9 protein-coding genes are annotated in these 19476 nt (G+C 73.7%); 6 read left to right on the plus strand and 3 right to left on the minus strand.

Annotated features, from left to right (window positions below; all coding sequences use genetic code 11):
• Positions 1 to 12: 12 nt before the first annotated feature.
• The 3 genes from OCT49_RS03090 to OCT49_RS03100 form a co-directional block, all read right to left on the minus strand.
• Positions 13 to 633, minus strand: a complete 621-nt coding sequence (locus tag OCT49_RS03090; RefSeq protein WP_283850359.1) for an L-threonylcarbamoyladenylate synthase — start codon at positions 631 to 633, stop codon at positions 13 to 15.
• Between the two features lie 87 nt (positions 634 to 720).
• Positions 721 to 1356: a histidine phosphatase family protein gene (locus OCT49_RS03095; RefSeq protein ID WP_283850360.1), complete on the minus strand. Its 636-nt coding sequence runs from the start codon at positions 1354 to 1356 to the stop codon at positions 721 to 723.
• Positions 1357 to 1529: 173 nt separating this feature from the next.
• Positions 1530 to 2345: a peptidoglycan DD-metalloendopeptidase family protein gene (locus OCT49_RS03100; protein ID WP_283850361.1), complete on the minus strand. Its 816-nt coding sequence runs from the start codon at positions 2343 to 2345 to the stop codon at positions 1530 to 1532.
• A gap of 465 nt (positions 2346 to 2810) precedes the next feature.
• On the opposite strand from OCT49_RS03100, the gene OCT49_RS03105 reads away from it, so the two are divergent.
• The 6 genes from OCT49_RS03105 (at position 2811) to OCT49_RS03130 (ending at position 19376) form a co-directional block, all read left to right on the plus strand.
• Positions 2811 to 5021, plus strand: coding sequence for a HelD family protein (locus tag OCT49_RS03105; RefSeq protein WP_283855650.1), 2211 nt, complete (start codon positions 2811 to 2813; stop codon positions 5019 to 5021).
• Positions 5022 to 5128: 107 nt separating this feature from the next.
• The gene (locus OCT49_RS03110; protein ID WP_283850362.1) at positions 5129 to 5869 is read left to right on the plus strand and encodes a class I SAM-dependent DNA methyltransferase; all 741 of its coding nucleotides are present in this window, start codon (positions 5129 to 5131) and stop codon (positions 5867 to 5869) included.
• Positions 5870 to 5984: 115 nt separating this feature from the next.
• Positions 5985 to 6800, plus strand: coding sequence for a hypothetical protein (locus OCT49_RS03115; RefSeq protein ID WP_283850363.1), 816 nt, complete (start codon positions 5985 to 5987; stop codon positions 6798 to 6800).
• A gap of 750 nt (positions 6801 to 7550) precedes the next feature.
• A complete protein-coding gene (locus OCT49_RS03120; RefSeq protein WP_502963328.1) occupies positions 7551 to 14426 on the plus strand; it encodes an SDR family NAD(P)-dependent oxidoreductase in 6876 nt (2291 codons plus the stop codon).
• On the plus strand, positions 14423 to 19048 hold the full coding sequence (locus OCT49_RS03125; protein ID WP_502963329.1) for a type I polyketide synthase: 4626 nt from the start codon (positions 14423 to 14425) through the stop codon (positions 19046 to 19048). Before OCT49_RS03120 ends, OCT49_RS03125 begins: the two co-directional genes overlap by 4 nt.
• Positions 19038 to 19376 carry an acyl carrier protein gene (locus OCT49_RS03130; RefSeq protein WP_502963330.1) on the plus strand — a complete coding sequence of 113 codons (339 nt, stop codon included), beginning with the start codon at positions 19038 to 19040 and terminating at the stop codon, positions 19374 to 19376. The genes OCT49_RS03125 and OCT49_RS03130 overlap by 11 nt, the downstream gene beginning before the upstream one ends.
• The last annotated feature ends 100 nt before the right edge of the window (positions 19377 to 19476 follow it).

The following is a 19476-nucleotide window of genomic DNA, read 5'->3' on the forward strand; positions in this document are numbered from 1 at the left end:
GGGCGGCGGGTCCTACTCGAATCGTGCGGGGTCGCCGGCCCCGCGGCGGACGATCTCGGGTTCGCCGGCCGAGAAGTCGATGACCGTGGTCGGCTCGGTGCCGCAGTCGCCCGAGTCCACGACGGCGTCCACCACGTGGTCGAGCCGTTCCTTGATCTCCCAGCCCTGGGTCATCGGCTCGTCCTCGTCGGGCAGGAGCAGGGTGCTGGACAGCAGCGGCTCCCCGAGTTCGGCGAGCAGTGCCTGGGCGACCACGTGGTCGGGGATCCGGACCCCGACCGTCTTCTTCTTGGGATGCATCAGCTGGCGCGGCACCTCCTTCGTCGCGGGGAGGATGAAGGTGTAACTGCCGGGCGTGGCCGCCTTGATCGCGCGGAACACGTCGTTGTCGATGTGGACGAACTGGCCGAGCTGCGCGAAGTCCTGGCAGACGAGGGTGAAGTGGTGGCGGTCGTCGAGGTTGCGGATCGATCTGATCCGGCCGATGCCGTCCCGGCTGCCGAGCCGGCATCCCAGTGCGTAGCAGGAGTCCGTGGGGTACGCGACGAGCGCGCCGGACCGGATGCTTTCGGCCACGCTGCTGATGGTGCGTCGCTGGGGGTTCACGGGGTGTACGTCGTAGTACTTCGCCATTTCACCGAGTCTAGGCCCGTTCGCGGTCCGGTCCGCCCATCGGCGGTCGCTTCGCCCGTCCGGGTGCCGTTCGCGGCGCGGCGACCCTCAGTCGGAGAGCGGGACGCGGAGTTCGGGCGGGAAGCCGGTCCAGCGGAGTTCCCCGGGGAGGTGCCCCGTGTCGTTGAAGAGGAGCACGGACGCGGGGCGGTCGGGCGCGTACCGGATGACGGTGAGTGCGGCGTTGGCGTGGTTGAGGCCCATCCAGCGCCATTCGGGGGCGTCGAGGGCGTCCCGGACGAACCAGCCGATGAGGAAGTTGTGGGTGACGACCAGTTCGTGGCGGGGTTCGTCGCCCTCGACGGGTCCGGTGAACCGGGCGAGGGCCTCCCTGGCCGGTCCCGGTCCGCACTCGCGTTCCTCGGCGGGGAAGCCGGACAGGCGGGCGAGCATGGAGTCGGCCCATTCCACGGGGAGTTCTTCTCGTTGCGGCAGGTGGGGGAGGTAGTCCCCGGCCGGTTCGGACGGTTGCGGAAGCACGCCGTCGAGCCGGTCGCAGATCAGCCGGGCGGTCTGTGCCGCCCGTGGGAGCGGGCCGTGGTGGACGGCCGCGAGCGGGACGTTCCGGAGCCGCTCGCCGAGCAGCAGTGCCTGCCGGCGGCCGTTGGCCGTCAGACGGCTCTCGTCCGCCGTGGCCTCGCCGTGCCGGGCGAGGTAGAGGTAGCGGGCAGCTGTTCCGGGCATGGGCGAGTCCTCCGGCACCGTTCGCGATCTTGTGAACATCCGGACGGACGCCGGTCCGCACCACGCGGTTCCACCGCCGTCCGGGAGCCCGCCGCCGGGGCCGAGGGCGGCGGGCCCCGGCGGAGCACCGATCCGCGGGGGCCGGGCCCGTCCGTGCGCGCCGTGTGCGGGTCTCAGTCCCAGCGGTCCTGGTTGATGAAGCGGCTGAAGCCGCGCCAGGAGTTGGGGCCCATCACGCCGTCGATGGGTCCGGTGTAACCGTGTGCGGCGGCCAGTCGCTGGACGGCGGCCCAGGTGCGGGGGCCGGGGGCACCGTCGATGGGTCCGGTGTAGCCCCAGCCGCGCATGTTCCGCTGGAGCGCGGCGTAGGTGTGGGGGCCCGGGACACCGTCGATCGGGCCGGTGTAACCGGACTCGATCCGCAGCCAGTTCTGCGTACGTTTCCACATGACGGGACCGGGCACACCGTCCTGCTCCGTCGTCGTCTTCGGCAACCCGCCACCGCCGCCGCCCAGGTAATCCAGCGGATTGACCCGGGTACCGCCCGGGGTGATCAGGTGCCAGTGCACGTGCGGACCGGTGGAGCTTCCCGAGCCCGGGGCCCCGGCCGCGCCGCCGGAGTACCCGACGACGTCCCCCCGGCCGACCGAGGTGCCGTCGGACAGCCGGAACTCCGACAGGTGCATGTACTGCGTCCGGTACCCGTCGCCGTGGGTGATGGTCACCGTGTGCCCGCCGGTGCCGTTGTAGGGGATGTTGGTGACGACCCCGGCGCCGGCGGCCGGCAGCGCGGTGCCGACGCCCATCGCGTAGTCGATTCCGCCCAAGGACCCGCGGTTGATGTGCTCCCACCAGCCGTCCGTCATCGGGTAGCCGCTGAACGGGTTGTAGATGTCCAGTGCCTGGGCGGGGCTTCCCGAGAACAGCACACCGCCGGCGGCCAGGCCGAATGTGGCGGCCGAGCCGCGCAGCAGCGTACGCCGGCTCATTCCGGTCTGCGACCGATCCTTCCGACCGTCATCGGATCCACGACTTCCGCACACATCAACTCCCTTGATTTCACTGCGACTTGACTCGTCCTGACGGGCGGAGCCACGGTAGCCTACGCGCATAGATTTTGATAGGAACATGACATTCTGCGGTCATGAAACCCGCCCCCGGAGGAGACATGCGCAGAACCGGCTGCGGATCGAGTCCGGCCGCACCGGACCCATCGACGGCGTGATGGGCCCCGACTCCTGGCGCGGCTCCAGCCGCTTCATCAACCAGGACCGCATGAGACCGAGACCCATGCCGAGGGCATGAGAAATCCCCGGACCGCAATTGCGGTCCGGGGATTTTCCCGGGTATATTGAGTGTTTCTGTGTGCCCACAGAAAAAGCCCCACAATGGGGGTCACTAAGAAACAGCGTATCCGACAGGGAGCCATTTTGTCAAATCGGGAAAGCACCGAATTGCAGAAGGAACAGGAATTCGTCGACCGGCTCCACGACCGCGTCGACGTCCTGCGCGGGATCACCGCCCAGGGCGTCGAGGACGCGCTGACACCGGTGGGGAACGGCTTGCAGGCCCGTCTCGAACGCGATGTGCTCGTCGCCGAACGTTCAGGTCTGCTGGCCGCCCTGAACGCGGTGGACGGCTCGCTGTGTTTCGGCCGCATCGATTTCCGCGACGGCACCGCGCGCCATATCGGCCGGGTCGGAATCCGCGAGGACGACGCCGAACGCACTCCGCTGCTGATCGACTGGCGCGCACCGGTCGCCCGGCCCTTCTATCTCGCCACCGGTCACACGCCCATGGGATTGCGCCGGCGCCGGCACATCACCTCCAGGAACCGCACCGTCACCGAACTGCACGACGAGATCCTCGACCTCCGGGACCGGGAACGCACCGGCTTCGAGGACCCGAGCGGCGACGCCGTGCTGCTCGCCGCCGTGAACTCCGCCCGCACCGGCCGCATGGGCGACATCGTGCGGACCATCCAGGCGGAGCAGGACCGCATCATCCGCGCCCCGCACCGCGGGGTCCTCGTCGTCGAGGGCGGCCCCGGCACCGGAAAGACGGCGGTGGCGCTGCACCGGGCGGCCTTCCTGCTGTACGAGCACCGCGAGCTGCTCGCCCGGCGCGCCGTCCTGATCGTGGGCCCCAACCCCGCCTTCCTGCACTACATCGGCGAGGTGCTGCCCGCCCTCGGCGAGACCGGCGTCCTGCTCGCCACGCAGGCCGAACTCTTCCCCGGGGTGCGCGCCGACGGCACCGACACGCCCCGCGCCGCCGCGGTCAAGGGCGGGGCGGGGATGGCCCGGGCGCTCGCCCTCGCCGTCCGCGACCGGCAGCGACTGCCCGAACCCGGCGCGCCGCTGGTCGTCCCGCACGACGACGGGGACCTCGTGCTCGACCGGGAGACCGCCCGCGAGGCCCGGCAGGCGGCCCGGGACACCCGGCTGCCGCACAACCTCGCCCGCCCGCACTTCGCCTTCCGGATCATCGACGCCCTCACCGCGCAGCTCGCCGAGCGGATCGGCGCCGACCCGTACGGCGGTCCCAACTTCCTCGGCCCCGACGACATCGCCCAGCTCGGCAAGGGGGTCGCGGCCAGCCGGGAGGTGCACTCCGTCATCGAGGAGCTGTGGCCGGCCCTCACCCCGGAGGGGTTCCTCGCCGACTACCTGTCCGATCCCGTGCACATCCCGGACGAGGACGCCGGAGCCGTCCGGCGCACACCCGGCGACGGGGCGTGGACCCCCGCGGACGTTCCGCTGCTCGACGAGGCGGCGGAGCTCCTCGGGGTCGACGACAGCGCCGAACGGGCCGCCGCCGAGGCCGAGCGCCAGGAGCGGATCGCGTACGCGCAGGGCGTGCTGGAGCTTTCGCGGGGTTCGGAGACGTACGAGTTCGAGGACGAGGAGTCCGAGGTCCTCGCCGCCCACGACATCGTCGACGCCGAGCGGATGGCGGAGCGGCACGAGGAGGCCGACCACCGCAGTGCGGCCGAACGCGCCGCCGCGGACCGGTCCTGGGCGTTCGGACACATCATCGTCGACGAGGCGCAGGAGCTGTCGCCGATGATGTGGCGGCTGCTGATGCGCCGTTCGCCGACCCGTTCGATGACCCTGGTCGGCGACCCGGCGCAGACCTCCGAGGAGGCCGGCGTCGGTTCGTGGGAGAAGATCCTGGAACCGTACGTCGGTGACCGCTTCGAGCACGTCCGGCTCGGGGTCAACTACCGCACGCCCGCCGAGATCATGGAGCTGGCCGCCGGGGTCGTACGGGCAGAGCACCCCGACTTCCGGCCGCCCGGCTCGGTGCGGTCCACCGGCGAGGCGCCGTGGACCCGGCACGCCGGGGAGGACCTGGCGGGTGCCGTGGCACGGGCTGCCGCGGAGCTGACGCCCGGGGAGGGGCGCCTCGCGGTGATCGCGCCGCGGGAGCTCCACGAGGAGATCGCGGCCCCGCTGGACGGGATCACGGCCGGGGCCGAGCCGGATCTGACCCGGCCGGTGGTACTGCTCGGCCCGCGCCAGGCCAAGGGGCTCGAATTCGACCACGTGCTGGTCGTGGAGCCCGCCCGATTCGGGACCAGCGACCTGTACGTGGCCCTGACCCGCGCCACCCAGCGCCTGGGCATCGTCCACCGGGAGGAGCTGCCCGGGGCGCTGCGCTGACGGGAGCGGGGAGGGGAAGGGAAACCGCATCCCGGGCGAGAGACGTGGGGCGGGAAACGGTGTAATCGCGTCGACAGCGTCTGTCGGGCCCGGCAGAGTGGCCGACCATGACGAGCAGTGAGATGTGGACCCGTGCGACCGCCGACCGCTACGACGCCGAGGAGAAGGAGATGTCCTCGGCCGCCGTTCTCGGACCGACCCTCGACTTCCTCGCCGAACTCGCCGGGGACGGCCGGGCGTTGGAGTTCGCCATCGGAACCGGACGGGTGGGCGTCCCGCTTCGGGAACGCGGTGTGCCCGTGGTGGGCATCGAACTGTCCGAGCACATGGCCGCGGTCCTGCGGCGCAAGGTCGACGAGGACACGCTCCCGGTCGCCATCGGGGACATGGCCACCACCACCGTGCCCGGCGAGTTCGCCCTGGTCTACCTCGTCTACAACACCATCACGAACCTGCTCACGCAGGACGAGCAGGTCGAGTGCTTCCGCAACGCCGGGCGCCATCTGGCGCCCGGCGGCCGTTTCGTCATCGAGCTGGGCGTGCCGCCGTTGCGGTTCCTGCCGCCCGGACAGGTCGCGGTGCCGTTCGACGTCTCCGAGCACCATCTCGGCTTCGACACCTTCGACCTGGTCGAGCAGATCCTCCTCTCGCACCACCTCACCCGTGACGGCGACGACGACCGCTACCGCCGCGACGTCTCCCGGCACCGGTACGCGTGGCCGGCGGAGCTCGACCTGATGGCCCGGCTCGCGGGGCTCGAACCGGAGCGGCGCGTCGCGGACTGGGACGGGGCGCCGTTCACCCAGGACTCCACGAAGCACGTCTCCGTGTGGCGCAAGCCGGTCTGAGCCTCCCCTCCCGGCCCCGCCCGCCGACCGGACATGAGGACGCCGGGCCCGGTCCGGCAGGACCGGGCACCGCGACCGGTCCGGTGGTCGCACCCGCACGGTACGGTCGCCTCTCATGGCATCACTTCAGGCATGGGGGCCGGGGCCCGGGAGAGATCTGCGGGTGGGCGACGTCGTCAGGATCTCGTGCCCGTTCACCAAGGCCCTGGTCGCGGAGGGGTGGCGGCCGGACGGAGAGGTGACCCTCCGGTGGCCCTGGTGGTCGCCCGACCCGGACTGCTCGTGGTTCCGCTGGAACGGCGCGGTGGTCGTCGACGGCGGTACGGGGCCGGACGCGGGGGGCCGGGGGCTGTTCCGCACCGACCCGGCACCTCACCTGCTCACCACCGGCGACACGTGCCGCGTCGGCATCCCTCCGACCCTCGTCCACGTCATCGACGTCGCCCACTACGACCCGCCCCAGGAGACCGGCCGGCTGCCGCGCCCCAGCCGGCTGGTGGTCGTCCTGCCCGCGGGCCGCTCGTACGACTCCCGCCTGGAAGAACAGGGGGAGAGCTTCGACCCCGACGACGACATCCCGGTCTCCTTCGCTCCGGTCCTCCGCCCGTACGCCTTCCTGGAACCCGGTGACGAGGTCGCCGACAGCACCGGCCGGGCCTGGCGCTTCGACGGCCCGTGGGACTGGTGCCCCTTCGACGGCGCCGGGCCCCACGAACCCGTCTGGCCCCTCGTCCTGCTCACCCGCCGCGCCTGTGCCGACGTGACAGCCGCGGGAGCGGAAGCCGCCGTCGCCGGGGCGACCCGTACCGGCTCCCACCGAAAGGAAATCGCCCGCTGGAGCGCCGCCGCGCAGGCGGAACCCCCGTCTTCCCGGTGTCATGAAGAGTGGCGCGAAGTCGCCGGGCCTGCCGCCGGTCCGTTCGCCCCGTAACCCGTCCGCCCGCACCCGGTCGTGGCCGCATCCTTCTCCCCCGGTCCGTGGGGTCCGGGACCGTCATTGTCCGGCGGCAGGGGGCGTGAAGGCCCGCGCGTACCGTTTCCCGTTCGGCCGCGCGGGAGAACCGCCGGAGGGGTTTTCCGGTCCTTCGCGCGGGATGCCGAGGAACGGACCCGTGTCGTCGCCGTGGCCGAAGTGGCTGAATACATGTCACGGCACGGGGTACGGGCGCGGGCCGGAGGAGCGATTTCAAGCCGGTCAATCGACGGGATCTTCGGGGCGGGGGCCGGCCACGGCAAACCGGACGGGAAAACGGGGCGGGCAGCACCGGGGCCGCCAACCGGTCCGGGCGATGGGCGGACGGCACGACCGGGCCGCGTACCGTCGGTCGCGGGCGCCTCTGCGGCACAGCGCGCTCGGGTCCGGCGCCTGGAACCGTGCAGCCACGCTCCGTGAGGGCTTCAGCCCCCTCCGAGACACTGTGATCTTCGACACATCGACCTTTTCGCGCCGCTCGAACACACGTCATACACGTGTCATGGCCATGACTTGCAGGTGACGGCCGGTGCACACCCGCGCGAGGAGGTCCGGATTGCCGCACCTCGGGGTCTTTGCGGTTCACACCCGCTTAACGCGCGTAGACATCGGCGGCCGGACGGAGCAACGGGACCTGTTGACCGCACAGAGCCCCACCAGTTAACTACCGCAGATCACGCCCAACGGACCCTCGAATCAGGAGACTTCATGTCGATGCCGTTATCCGGCGCGCCCTCCGTGCCGTCGGCGCCGGACCTGGTCATCGCGGTGAATCCGCTCCACCGCCCCTCCCCCCGGCTGACCGCGGCGGCGGCCCGGGCGGGTGCGCTCGGTGTACTGGAGCTGCCCACGGGGGACGCGCGCGGGGCCGGGGAGTTACTGGCCCGTACGGACCGATGGACCCGGGCACCGTTCGGCGTACGGCTCCGCCCCGGCTGCGTACTGCCGGACGGCGACACCGCCGACTCGCTCCCCGAGGGCGTGGGCACCGTCCTGCTGGCCGATTCCGCCCGCCACCCCGCCGACTTCCCCGGCCGCCGGGTCCTGGTGGAGGTCACCGATCTGGCCGGAGCCCACGAGGCGGCCCGGGCCGGTGCGCACGGCCTGGTGGTGCGGGGCCACGAGGGGGGCGGCAGGGTCGGCGAACTGAGCACGTTCATCCTCCTGCAACAGGTCCTGGCCGACGGGGCCTTGGGGCTTCCCGTGTGGGCCTGCGGGGGCATCGGGCCGCACAGTGCGGCGGCGGCCGTCGCGGGGGGCGCGGCCGGGGTGGTGCTCGACACGCAGCTGGCGCTGTTCGACGAGGCCGAGCTGCCCGCCGGGATCGCGGACGCCCTGCGCGGACTCGACGGCTCCGAGACCGTGGTGCACCACGGTCGGCGCGTGCTGCGCCGCCGGGGGCCGGGGGCTCCCCGACTCCCCGACGATCCGGACGAGTTCGCCTCCCGCATCGGCTCGGACGATCTGCGCAGCCAGTTCCTGCCGGTCGGGCAGGACGCCTACCTGGCCGGGTCGTTCGCCGGACGCTACGCCACTGTCTCCCGGGCGCTGCGGGCGGTCCGCGGCGCCGTGGCCGAGGCGCTGGCCGACGGCTCCCCCGGCGCCGCGCTGGCCGCGGGCTCGCCCGGTGCCCGGACGCTCGGCACGGACCTGCCCGTCGCCCAGGGCCCGATGACCCGGGTCAGCGACCAGCCGGCGTTCGCCGCGGCCGTGGCGGCAGGGGGCGGACTGCCGTTCCTGGCACTGGCGTTGGCGGGGCCCGAGCGCACCCGCGCCATGCTGGAGGAGACCCGCTCCCTGCTCGGGGGCGCCGCCTGGGGCGTCGGCATCCTGGGCTTCGCGGACGACGCCGTGAAGGACGCCCAGCTGGAAGTGGTCCGTGAGCTGCGGCCCTCGCACGCGATCATCGCGGGCGGCAGGCCCGCGCAGGCCGCCGCCCTGGAGGCCGAGGGCATCACCACCTTCCTGCACGTGCCGTCGCCGGGGCTGTTGCGGCAGTTCCTGGCGGCCGGGGCGCGCCGGTTCATCTTCGAGGGCTCGGAGTGCGGCGGTCACGTGGGCCCGCGCGGCAGCTTCCCGCTGTGGCAGGCGCAGACCGAGGTGCTGCTCGACTTCCTGGCCGAGTCCGGCGGACGGGGCGCGCAGGAGCTGACCGTGCTCTTCGCGGGCGGCATCCACGACGAGCGGTCGGCGGCGATGGCGGCGGCCCTGGCCGCCCCGCTGACCCGGGCCGGGGTGGGCTTCGGCGTGCTGATGGGCACGGCGTACCTGTTCACCGAGGAGGCCGTGACCGCCGGGGCGATCCAGCCGCTGTACCAGCGCCAGGTGATCGCCGCGGACCGCACCGACCTGCTGGAGACGGCTCCCGGGCACGCCACCCGCTGCGCGCACTCCGCGATCACCCGGGACTTCGCGGCCCTCAAGAACGGGCTGCGCGAGCAGGGGGTGCCCGACCGGGAGGCCTGGGAGCAGCTGGAGCGGTTCAACGTGGGCCGGCTGCGGCTGGCGTCCAAGGGCATCGAGCGGGTCGGCGACGAACTGCTGACGGTGAACGAGGACCGCCAGGCGCACGAGGGCATGTTCATGGCCGGCGAGGTGGTGGTGCTGCGGCACGGCACGACCGACGTGGCGGCCCTGCACGCCTCGGTGACCGAGGGCGCGAACCGTCTGCTGCGGGAGCGCTCCACCGTTCCCGACGCGCCCGCCGAGGAGCCCGCGCCGCTGCGGATCGCGGTGATCGGCATGGCCGGCATGTTCCCGGGCGCGGCCGATCTGACCGAGTTCTGGGCCAACGTCCTGTCCGGCGAGGACTGCGTGTCGGAGGTCCCGGCGGACCGCTGGGACCCGGAGGTGTACTACGCGCCGGACGGCGACGGCGAACGCACCCCGTCCCGCTGGGGCGGTTTCCTGCCCGAGATCCCCTTCGACCCGCTGGTGTACGGCATCCCGCCGGCCTCGCTCACCAGCATCGAACCGGTGCAGCTGCTGGCGCTCGAGGCGGCCCGCCGGACGCTGGTGGACGCCGGGTACGACGCGCCGGGCACCGACCACCGCCGCACCTCGGTGATCTTCGGGGCGGAGGCGGGCAGCGACCTGTCCAACGCGACGACGCTGCGCACGGTGCTGCCCGCGTACACCGGGAGCGTCCCGGCCGGTCTCGACGAGCAGTTGCCGAAGCTGACCGAGGACTCCTTCCCGGGCATGCTGGCCAACGTCATCGCGGGCCGCATCGCCAACCGGCTCGACCTGGGCGGCACCAACTACACGGTGGACGCCGCCTGCGCCTCCTCGCTGACCGCGGTGGACGCGGCCTGCAAGGAGCTGGTCGGCGGCACCAGCGACCTGGTGCTGTGCGGCGGTGCCGACCTGCACAACGGCATCAACGACTTCCTGCTGTTCTCCTCGGTGCACGCGCTCTCCCCCTCGGGCCGCTCGGCCACCTTCGACAGCTCCGCCGACGGCATCGCGCTCGGCGAGGGCGTGGGCTGCGTGGCGCTGAAGCGGCTCGCCGACGCAGAGCGCGACGGCGACCGGATCTACGCCGTCATCGACGGGGTGGGCAGCGCGAGCGACGGCCGGGCCCTGGGGCTGACCGCGCCCCGCCCCGAGGGCCAGCGCGCGGCGCTGGAGCGGGCGTACACGGGGGCGGGCGTCTCCCCCGCCGAGGTCGGCCTCATCGAGGCGCACGGCACCGGCACCGTCGTCGGCGACCGTACCGAACTCACCACGCTCACCAAGTTCTTCACCGAGTCCGGTGCGTTGCCCGGCAGTTGTGCGGTCGGTTCGGTCAAGTCGCAGATCGGGCACACCAAGTGCGCGGCGGGCATGGCCGGTCTGATCAAGACGGCGCTCGCCCTCCACCACGGGATCAGGCCGCCGACCCTGCATGTCCGCGAGCCCAACCCGGCCTGGGAGAAGGAGTCGAGCCCGTTCTTCTTCCACTCCGAGGCCAGTCCGTGGCCGGTGGAGCCGGCCGGGCGGATCGCCGGGGTCAGCGCCTTCGGTTTCGGCGGCACCAACTTCCACGTGGTGCTGCGCGCCCACGAGCAGGCGCCGGCGCCCCACACGCTGGACGGCTGGCCCGCCGAGCTGTTCGTGTTCCGCGGCAGGGACGAGGAGACCGCCGCCCGTTCCGTACGGCGCCTGCTCGACCTGCTGGAGCGGGGCGGGACCTGGCGGCTGCGGGACCACGCCCGGCACGCCGCGCTCCGTGCCGACCGGGCGGCGCTGAACGGGGAGCCCGTCCGGTACGCGGTGGTGGCCGAATCGCTCGAGGCGCTGCCCGGCCTGCTGGGGCGTGCCGTCTCCGGTGAACACGCCCCCGAGGACGGCGTGTTCGTCGCGGCACGGGAGCAGGAGGGCCTGTACGAGGGCGCGGGGACCGTCCCCGCCGAGGCGCTGGCGTTCCTCTTCCCGGGCCAGGGCAGCCAGCGGCCGGGCATGCTGGCGGACCTCTTCGTCGCCTTCCCCGAGCTGCACCGCTACCTCCACCTCGGTGCCGAGTGGGCCGGGGCGCTCCATCCGCCCACCGCCTTCGACGCGGACACGAAGGCCGGGCAGCTGGCCAGGATCACCGACACGGCCGTGGCGCAGCCCGCGCTCGGCATCGTGGAGCTGGCCGCGGCCGATCTGCTCGGCAGCCTGGGGGTGCGGCCCGCGATGGCGGCGGGGCACAGCTACGGCGAGCTGGCGGCCCTGGGCGCCGCCGGGGTGTTCGCGCCGGAGGACCTGCTGGCGGCGAGCGCCGCGCGCGCCACGGCGATCCTCGGCGCGGTCGACGGCGGCGACCCGGGGGCGATGGCGGCCGTGAACGCCTCCGCGGAGCGGATCGAGGAGGTGCTGCGGCTGGCCGGCCTGCACGGCGACGTCGTCACCGCCAACCACAACTCGCCGCGGCAGACCGTCATCTCGGGCCCGACCGAGTCGGTGGAGGCGGCCTGTGCCGCGTTGCGGGACGCCGGCCGCTCGGCCAAGCGGCTCCAGGTGGCCTGCGCCTTCCACAGTCCGGTGTTGTCGGGCGCGGGCGACGCCTTCGCCGGGCACCTGGCACGGGTCGCGCTGCATCCGCCCGCCTTCGACGTGTGGGCGAACCGGACCGCCGCGCGCTATCCGGCCGCGCCCGAGGACATCCGTGCGTCGCTGGCCGCGCAGATCGAGGCCCCGGTGCGGTTCACCGAGCAGATCGAGGCCATGTACGAGGCGGGGGCCAGGGTCTTCGCCGAGGTCGGCCCCGGCCGGATGATGTCGCGGCTGGTGGACACGATCCTCAAGGACCGGCCGCACCGCACCGTACCCGTGGCCGCCGACCACCGGGGCGGTCTGCGGGGACTGCTCGACGCCCTGGCCCGGCTCGCGGTCCTCGGCGTCGACGTGCGCCTCGCCCGGCTCGTCCAGGGCCGGGACACCGTCGACCCCGAGACCGCCACCGCGCCGCGCGCCGCGGGCTGGACGGTCGACGGCCATCTGCTGCGCCGCGCCGACGGCACCATCCCGTCGGGCGCCCTCCATCCCCCCACCCAGATATCGGAGTCGGTCGTGTCGGATCATTTCCACAACAACGGTTCCCTGTCCGGCCCCGACGCCCTGATCGCGGAGTTCCTCCGCAGCAGCCGGGACATGGTCGCCGCCCAGCGCGACGTGCTGCTGCGCTATCTGGGCGGGGCGGACACCGGCCACGCGGCGGCGCCCCCGGTGCCGACCGCCCCGGTGTACGCGCAGACCGTGGCGTACGAGCCGGCGCAGCCCGCCCCTGCGCTCCCGGCTCCCGCCGCCCCCGAGGCGGTGGCCGTGGCTCCCGCGCCCGCCACGGACCGGGAGAGCGTGCTCGAGACCGTCCTCGGTGTCGTCGCGGACCGCACCGGTTACCCGGTCGACATGATCGAGCCCGAGCTGGACCTGGAGGCCGACCTCAGCGTCGACTCCATCAAGCGCGCCGAGATAGCGGGCGAACTCGCCACCCGGCTCGGTCTGCCCACCGACACCCCCGAGGGGCTCGACCGCCTCAGCTCCGCCCGCACCGCCGCCGCCCTCACCGGTCTCCTCGTCGAGGCGCTCGGGGCCGGTACGCCGGAGGCCGGGGCCGGGTCGGCGGCCCCCGCACCGGCTCCTGCGTCGGCTCCCGCGCCGGCCCGGCCCGAGGCGGTCGAGCCGGAGATCATCGCCCCCGTGCGGCTGGAGTTCACCGAGGAGGTGCTGCCCGAGGTGACCGCCGCGGTGCCGGCCGGGGCCCGGGTGCTGCTGCTCGGCGGCGGTGCGCTTGCCGAGGCGCTGGCGGACCGGCTGCGGGCGGCGGGCGCCGAGCCGGTGATCTCCGACGACGTGCCCGACGAGATCCCCGGCACCGTGTACTGGCTGGGCGCCCTGGACGCCGACACCCCACCGCTGCCGGACGCCCTGCCGCTGTTCCAGAAGGTGCTCGCGGCGACCCCCGCCCGGCTGGTCGCGGTGGAGCGGCGGACCGTGGGCGCGGCCAGTGGTCTGCGCGGCTTCTTCCGTACGGTCTCCCGCGAGTACCCCGAATGCGCCGCGACCCTGCTGGAGGTGGCGGAGGGTGCCGACGCCGGGGCCGTCGCCGACGCCCTGTTCGTCGAGGCCGCGGCCACGGACCGGGAGCCGGTCGTGCTCACCGACAGAACGGTCCGGCGCGCGCTGCGGCTGACCCCCACCGGGCTGGGCGCGCTCGCCGAGACCGGGGCGGGCCCCGCCGGGGACGGCGTGGCGGAGGCGGAGGCCGTCGGTCTCGACCGGGAGGCCGTGGTGCTGCTGGTGGGCGGCGCGCGCGGCATCACCGCCCGGTTCGCCCGGACACTGGCCGCCACCAGTCGCTGCCGGCTGGTCCTCATGGGCCGCACCCCGGTGCCGTCGGAGGCCGAGGACCCGGCGACGGCGTCCGCGCAGGGGCGCGACGCGTTGCGCCGCGCGCTGCTGGCGACGGGGCTGACGCAGCCCGCCGAGATCGAGCGCAGGCTGAACTCCCTGCTGTCGGCCCGTGAGGTGCGCGACACACTGCGGGAGTTGCGGGAGCTGGGCAGCGACGCCCGGTACCACTGCGTGGACGTGCTGGACACCGAGGCCGTCAGCACCACGGTGAAGGAGGTGCACCGGGAGTACGGGCGGCTGGACGGGGTCGTCCACGCGGCCGGTGTCATCGAGGACAAGCTGATCGCGGAGAAGACCGCCGTCTCCTTCGACCGGGTCTTCTCCACCAAGGTGCAGGGGGCCAGGGCCGTGCTGGACGCGGTGGACTCGCTGCCCTCCGGGCCCCGTTTCGCGGTGCTCTTCGGCAGCATCGCGGCGGCCCTGGGCAACCGCGGCCAGTGCGACTACGCCGCGGCCAACGACGCCCTGGAGGAGCTGGGCCGCCGGTGGACCAGGCCCGGCCGGCGCGGGTTCACCGTGCACTGGGGGCCCTGGGCCGCGGCGGAGACCGGCGGCGGCATGGTGACCCCCGAACTGATGCGCTCGTACGCGGCCCGCGGGATCAAGCTGATCGACCCGGACGAGGGCCCGCTGAGCCTGCTGCGGGAACTGGCCTGGGGCCTGCCGGAGACGCACGCCACGGTCTACACCGCCTCGGGCTGGTGACAGGCGTGGGCGCACGCACACCGGTCGCCATCGTCGGCATGGACGCCTTCTTCCCGGGCGCCACCGATCTGGACGCCTACTGGCGCAACATCGTCGGCGGGGTGGACGCCATCACCCAGGTGCCGGACGACGGCTGGGACGCCGGTTTCTACGCACCGGGCGCCACCGGCGGGGACCGGCGCAGCGACCGGATCTACTGCCGGCGCGGCGGGTTCGTGGACCGGACGGCCGAGTTCGACGTGGCCCGGTTCGGGATCATGCCGTCGTCGGTGGCGGGCACCGAGCCGGACCAGCTGATCGCCCTGGAGGTGGCACACCGCTCGCTCCAGGACGCGGGGGGCACCGATGTGCTGCCGTCCGCGCGGGAACGGGCCGGGATCGTGCTGGGCCGCGGCGGCTATCTGACGCCCGGCCTGGTCCGCCTGGACCAACGGGTGCGCACCGCGCACCAGTTGGTCCGGACGCTGGGCGAGCTCGCCCCGCAGCTCGGCGCCGACCAGCTGGAGCGGGTGCGGGCGGCGTTCACCGAGCAGCTCGGCCCCGAGCAGCCGGAGTCCGCGATCGGGCTCGTGCCGAACCTGGTGGCCTCCCGGGTCGCCAACCGGCTCGACCTGCGCGGACCCGCGTACACGGTCGACGCGGCGTGCGCGTCCTCGCTGATCGCGGTCGACCACGCGGTGCGCGAACTGGTCTCCGGGCGCTGCGACCTGATGCTGGCGGGTGGGGTGCATCACTGCCACGACATCACGCTGTGGAGCGTCTTCAACCAGCTCGGGGCGCTCTCCCCCTCCGAGCGGATCCGCCCCTTCCACCAGGGCGCGGACGGGGTGCTGATCGGCGAGGGCACCGGGGTGGTCGTCCTGAAGCGGCTCGCCGACGCCGAACGGGACGGGGACCGAATCTACGCCGTGGTCACCGGCACCGGGGTGGCCGGCGACGGCCGTTCGGCCAGTCTGCTCGCCCCGGACCCGGGCGGCCAGGTCCGGGCGGTGCGCCAGGCGTGGCAGGCCGCCGGGCTCGACCCCCGGGCCGCCGGTTCGATCGGTCTGCTGGAGGCGCACGGCACCGCGACCCCGGCCGGAGACAAGGCCGAACTCGCCACGCTCGCCGAGGTGTTCGGCCCTTCCGGGGAGGGCGAGCGGGCGGTCATCGGCTCGGTGAAGTCGATGATCGGGCACACGATGCCCGCCGCCGGAATCGCCGGTCTGATCAAGGCGGCGCTGGCGGTGCACCACGGGGTGCTGCCTCCGACGCTGCACTGCGAGGACCCGCATCCGGCGCTCGCGGACACCCGGTTCGCCCCGTTGGCGAAGGCGCGCCCCTGGCAGGACCCGGCGGGCGGTGCGCCGCGCCGGGCGGGGGTGAACGCGTTCGGCTTCGGCGGCATCAACGCCCACGTGGTGCTGGAGCAGCCGGCTACGGCCGCGCCCCGGACGGCGGGCCGGGTGACGGTGAGCGAGCCGGAGCGGGTGCTGCGGCTGGCCGCCGACACGGTCGACGAACTGGCCGGGCTGCTGGCCGCCGACGACGCCTCGGTCCTGGCCGCGGGCCGGGACGAGCGGGCCCCGGGCGGCGGTCCGGTGCGGCTGGGCATCGTCGACCCGACCGGGCGCAGGCTGAAGCTGGCCCGCCGGGCCGTGGCCAAGGGCGTGCCCTGGCGGGGCCGTACCGACGTGTGGTTCACTCCACGTCCGGTGCTGGGGGCCGGCGGCCGGACCGTGTTCGTCTTCCCCGGCCTGGAGGCCGAATTCACCCCGCGTGTCGAGGAGTTGGCCGCCCGTTTCGGACTTTCCTGGACTTTCGGCTCCGACGCGCGCGTCGGTGACGTGGGGCGGCACGGCACCGCCGTCTTCCAGCTGGGCCGGTTGCTGGACACCGCGCTGCGCCGGGTGGGCGTGGTCCCGGACGCCGTCGCCGGGCACAGCGTGGGCGAGTGGACGGCGATGGCCTGCGGCGGCATCCACGCGGCCGACGAGGTCGACGCGTTCCTCTCGGCCTTCGATCCGGACGCGTTGCGCGTGCCGGGCGTTGCCTTCGGGGTGCTGGGCATGTCCGCGCAGCGGGTGCTGGAGGAGCTCGGGGACCGCGAGGACGTGGTGCTCTCGCACGACAACGCGCCGCAGCAGTCGATGATCTGCGGCCCCGAGGAGGCGGTGGCCGAGCTCGTGCACCGCTTCCGCTCCCAGGGGGTCATCTGCCAGGTGCTGCCCTTCCGTTCCGGTTTCCACACCCCGCTGCTCGCACCGTACCTGGGGCCGATCCGCGCGGCCGCCGAACGCTACTCGCTGCACCCGCAGACCACCCCGGTCTGGTCCGCGACGACCGCCGCGCCCTTCCCGGCCGAGGCGGACGCGGTGCGCGAACTGTTCGTACGCCATCTGCTGGAGCCCGTCCGCTTCCGGCAGACGGTGCTCGCACTGCACGAGGCCGGGTTCCGGGCCTTCGTGCAGCTCGGCGCGGGCCAGCTCGGCTCGCTCATCGACGACACCCTCGCCGGGCGGGACCGGCTGGTCGTCTCCGCGCACTCCACCTCACACGACAGCCTGGCGCAGCTGCGCCGGGTGGTGACCGCGCTGTGGACGGAGGGGGCCGCCCCCGACGTCACCCCGCTGCTCGCTCCCGGCACGGCCGGGGCCGGTGCCCCGGTGGCGGTGCGCGCCGCGCGCCCCGGCCGTCCGGGGGTGCGGCTGGACCTCGGCGGGGCGCTGGTGTCGCTGCCCGCGCGGGAACACGGCCTGCTCGCCCGGACCTCCGGGGCCGGTCTCGGTGCCGGTCTCGGGGCCGGTCTCGGGGCCGGTGTCGCCGCGCCGGTTCCCGGTACGCCGGGCGACCCGCTGAGCGCCGAACTGTCCGCGCTGCTCGACGACACCGCGTCGGTGGCCAGAGAACTCATCGGTGCCCGCGCTCTCGCCCGTCGCGCCCCCGCCGCCCGGCCGGGGCGCGGGGCGCCGGTCCGGCGCCCCGCGGGTCCCCCGCCGTCCGCCGGGGTCCCGGCTCCCCCGACTTCTCCGGCTCCCTCAACCCCTCCGGCACGTCCGGCACCCCCAACACGTCCGACACCTTCGGTTCGTCCGGCCGGGGCGGAACAGGTGCTGCGGGTGGACGTGGCCGAGATGCCCTACCTGCTGGACCACTGCTTCTTCCGGCAGCGTCCCGGCTGGCCCGACGAGGGGGACCGCTGGCCCGTGGTGCCCGCCACCACGGTCATCACCCACCTCATGGAGTTCGCCGAACGGGCCCGCCCCGGGACGCGCGCGGTCGCCGTCCACGACGTGCGGCTGCTGAAGTGGATCGCCGCGATCCCGTCGGTGCGGGTGCCGGTGGAGGTGCGGGACGTGGCGCCGGACCGGGTCGAGGTGGCCCTGAGCGCCTACTCCCGGGCGGTCGTCGAGCTGGCCCCGCAGTACACCGCCGCCCCGGCCGTGTGGCCCACCGACCCGGCCGCGGAGCGGCGGCCCGAGCTGCGCGCGGAACAGCTGTACACGGACCGGTGGATGTTCCACGGCCCCCGCTTCCAGGGGGTGAGCGAACTGACGGCCGAGGCCGACCACTACGTACGGGGGGTGCTGACCACTCCCGAGGCCCCCGGCGCGCTGCTGGACAACGTGGGTCAGCTGCTCGGCTACTGGATCATGTCGAAGCTCGACGAGCGCACCACGGTCTTCCCCGTGGCCATGGAACGGATCCGTTTCTTCGGCCCCCATCCCGCCCCCGGCACCCGGCTGACCTGCGCCATCCGCATCACCGATGTGACCGGATCGACGCTGACCGCCGACATGCAGCTCAGTCACGAGGGCCGGGTGTGGGCCGAGTTCACCGGCTGGCAGGACCGGCGTTTCGACAACGACGCGACGATGCGCGCGGTCGACCGCTTCCCCGGCCGCAACACCCTCTCCGAGCCGCGCCCCGGCGGCTGGCTGTCGGTCCACGAGCGCTGGCCCGACCTGGCCACCCGCGAGCTGGTGATGCGCAACATGCTGGGCGGCGCGGAACGCGAGGTGTACGACGGGCTGAAGCCCATGGTCCGCCGCCGCTGGCTGCTCGGCCGGATCGCCGCCAAGGACGCGGTGCGCACCCTGTTGTGGCAGGAGGGCCGCGGCGACATCTATCCGGCGGAGCTGGCCGTGCACAACGCCGCGTCCGGCCGGCCACTGGTCCGCGGGGTGTACGGGTGCGAGCTGGGCGAGGGCCTGGTCGTGTCGCTCGCGCACTGCGGGGACATCGGTGTGGCCGTCGCCCGCCGGGGGCCCTGCGGGATCGACGTCGAGGAGGTCGTCGACCGCCCGCGGGGCACCGTGACGGCCTCCTGCGATCCAGCGGAACTGGCCCTTCTCGACGGGCTGGTGGCGGCGGACGGGGAGGGCGGGGCGGTCTGGTTCACCCGGTTCTGGACGGCCAAGGAAGCGGTCTCCAAGCGGCTCGGGACCGGGCTGCGGGGCCGACCCGCCGACTTCCGGGTGGTGTCCGCGACCTCCGAACGGCTGGAGGTCGTGGCCGAGGGCGTGACCTACGAGGTGAAGAGCACCGAAATGACCGGCGGTGCACGGGAGCCGGACGGGCGGCGGTACGTCGTCGCCTGGACGGCGGACGACAAAACGACAGGAATCCAGGATGAGCACTGAAGCAATCGGGCGGCCCTCCACGACGGCCACCCTTCCGGGGGACGAACTGTGGGAGAGGACCCTCGCCGACATCGCGGGCATGCTCCGCGACCTGCTGGCCGAGGAGGGATTGGACGACGTCGAGATCGACCGGGAGACCACGTTCCACGACGACCTCGAACTGGAGAGCATCGACCTGGTCACGCTCGCCGGTTCGCTGCGCGAGCACTACGGCGAGAAGGTCAACGTGGCCCTGTTCGTCGCCGATCTGGAACTCGACGAGATCATCGCCCTGACAGTGGGGCAGCTCGTCGACTACGTGACGGAATCGCTTCGGGCCGCTTCATGAACCGGGACACTCCCTGAGCCGGTCCGGTTCATGAGCCGGGGTACTTCATGCGCCGGCCCGCTCCATGAACCGGTCCGCTCCATGAACCGGTCCGCTCCGT

The sequence above is a fragment of the Streptomyces sp. ML-6 genome (genome assembly GCF_030116705.1).
GTDB lineage: Bacteria > Actinomycetota > Actinomycetes > Streptomycetales > Streptomycetaceae > Streptomyces.

What these genes read in the sequence shown, in the direction of transcription:
- OCT49_RS03090 (WP_283850359.1), bottom strand. Translation starts at nt 633, where the DNA reads ATGGCGAAGTACTACGACGTACACCCCGTGAACCCCCAGCGACGCACC.
- OCT49_RS03110 (WP_283850362.1), top strand. Translation starts at nt 5,129, where the DNA reads ATGACGAGCAGTGAGATGTGGACCCGTGCGACCGCCGACCGCTACGAC.
- OCT49_RS03120 (WP_502963328.1), top strand. Translation starts at nt 7,551, where the DNA reads ATGTCGATGCCGTTATCCGGCGCGCCCTCCGTGCCGTCGGCGCCGGAC.
- OCT49_RS03130 (WP_502963330.1), top strand. Translation starts at nt 19,038, where the DNA reads ATGAGCACTGAAGCAATCGGGCGGCCCTCCACGACGGCCACCCTTCCG.
- OCT49_RS03100 (WP_283850361.1), bottom strand. Translation starts at nt 2,345, where the DNA reads ATGAGCCGGCGTACGCTGCTGCGCGGCTCGGCCGCCACATTCGGCCTG.
- OCT49_RS03095 (WP_283850360.1), bottom strand. Translation starts at nt 1,356, where the DNA reads ATGCCCGGAACAGCTGCCCGCTACCTCTACCTCGCCCGGCACGGCGAG.
- OCT49_RS03115 (WP_283850363.1), top strand. Translation starts at nt 5,985, where the DNA reads ATGGCATCACTTCAGGCATGGGGGCCGGGGCCCGGGAGAGATCTGCGG.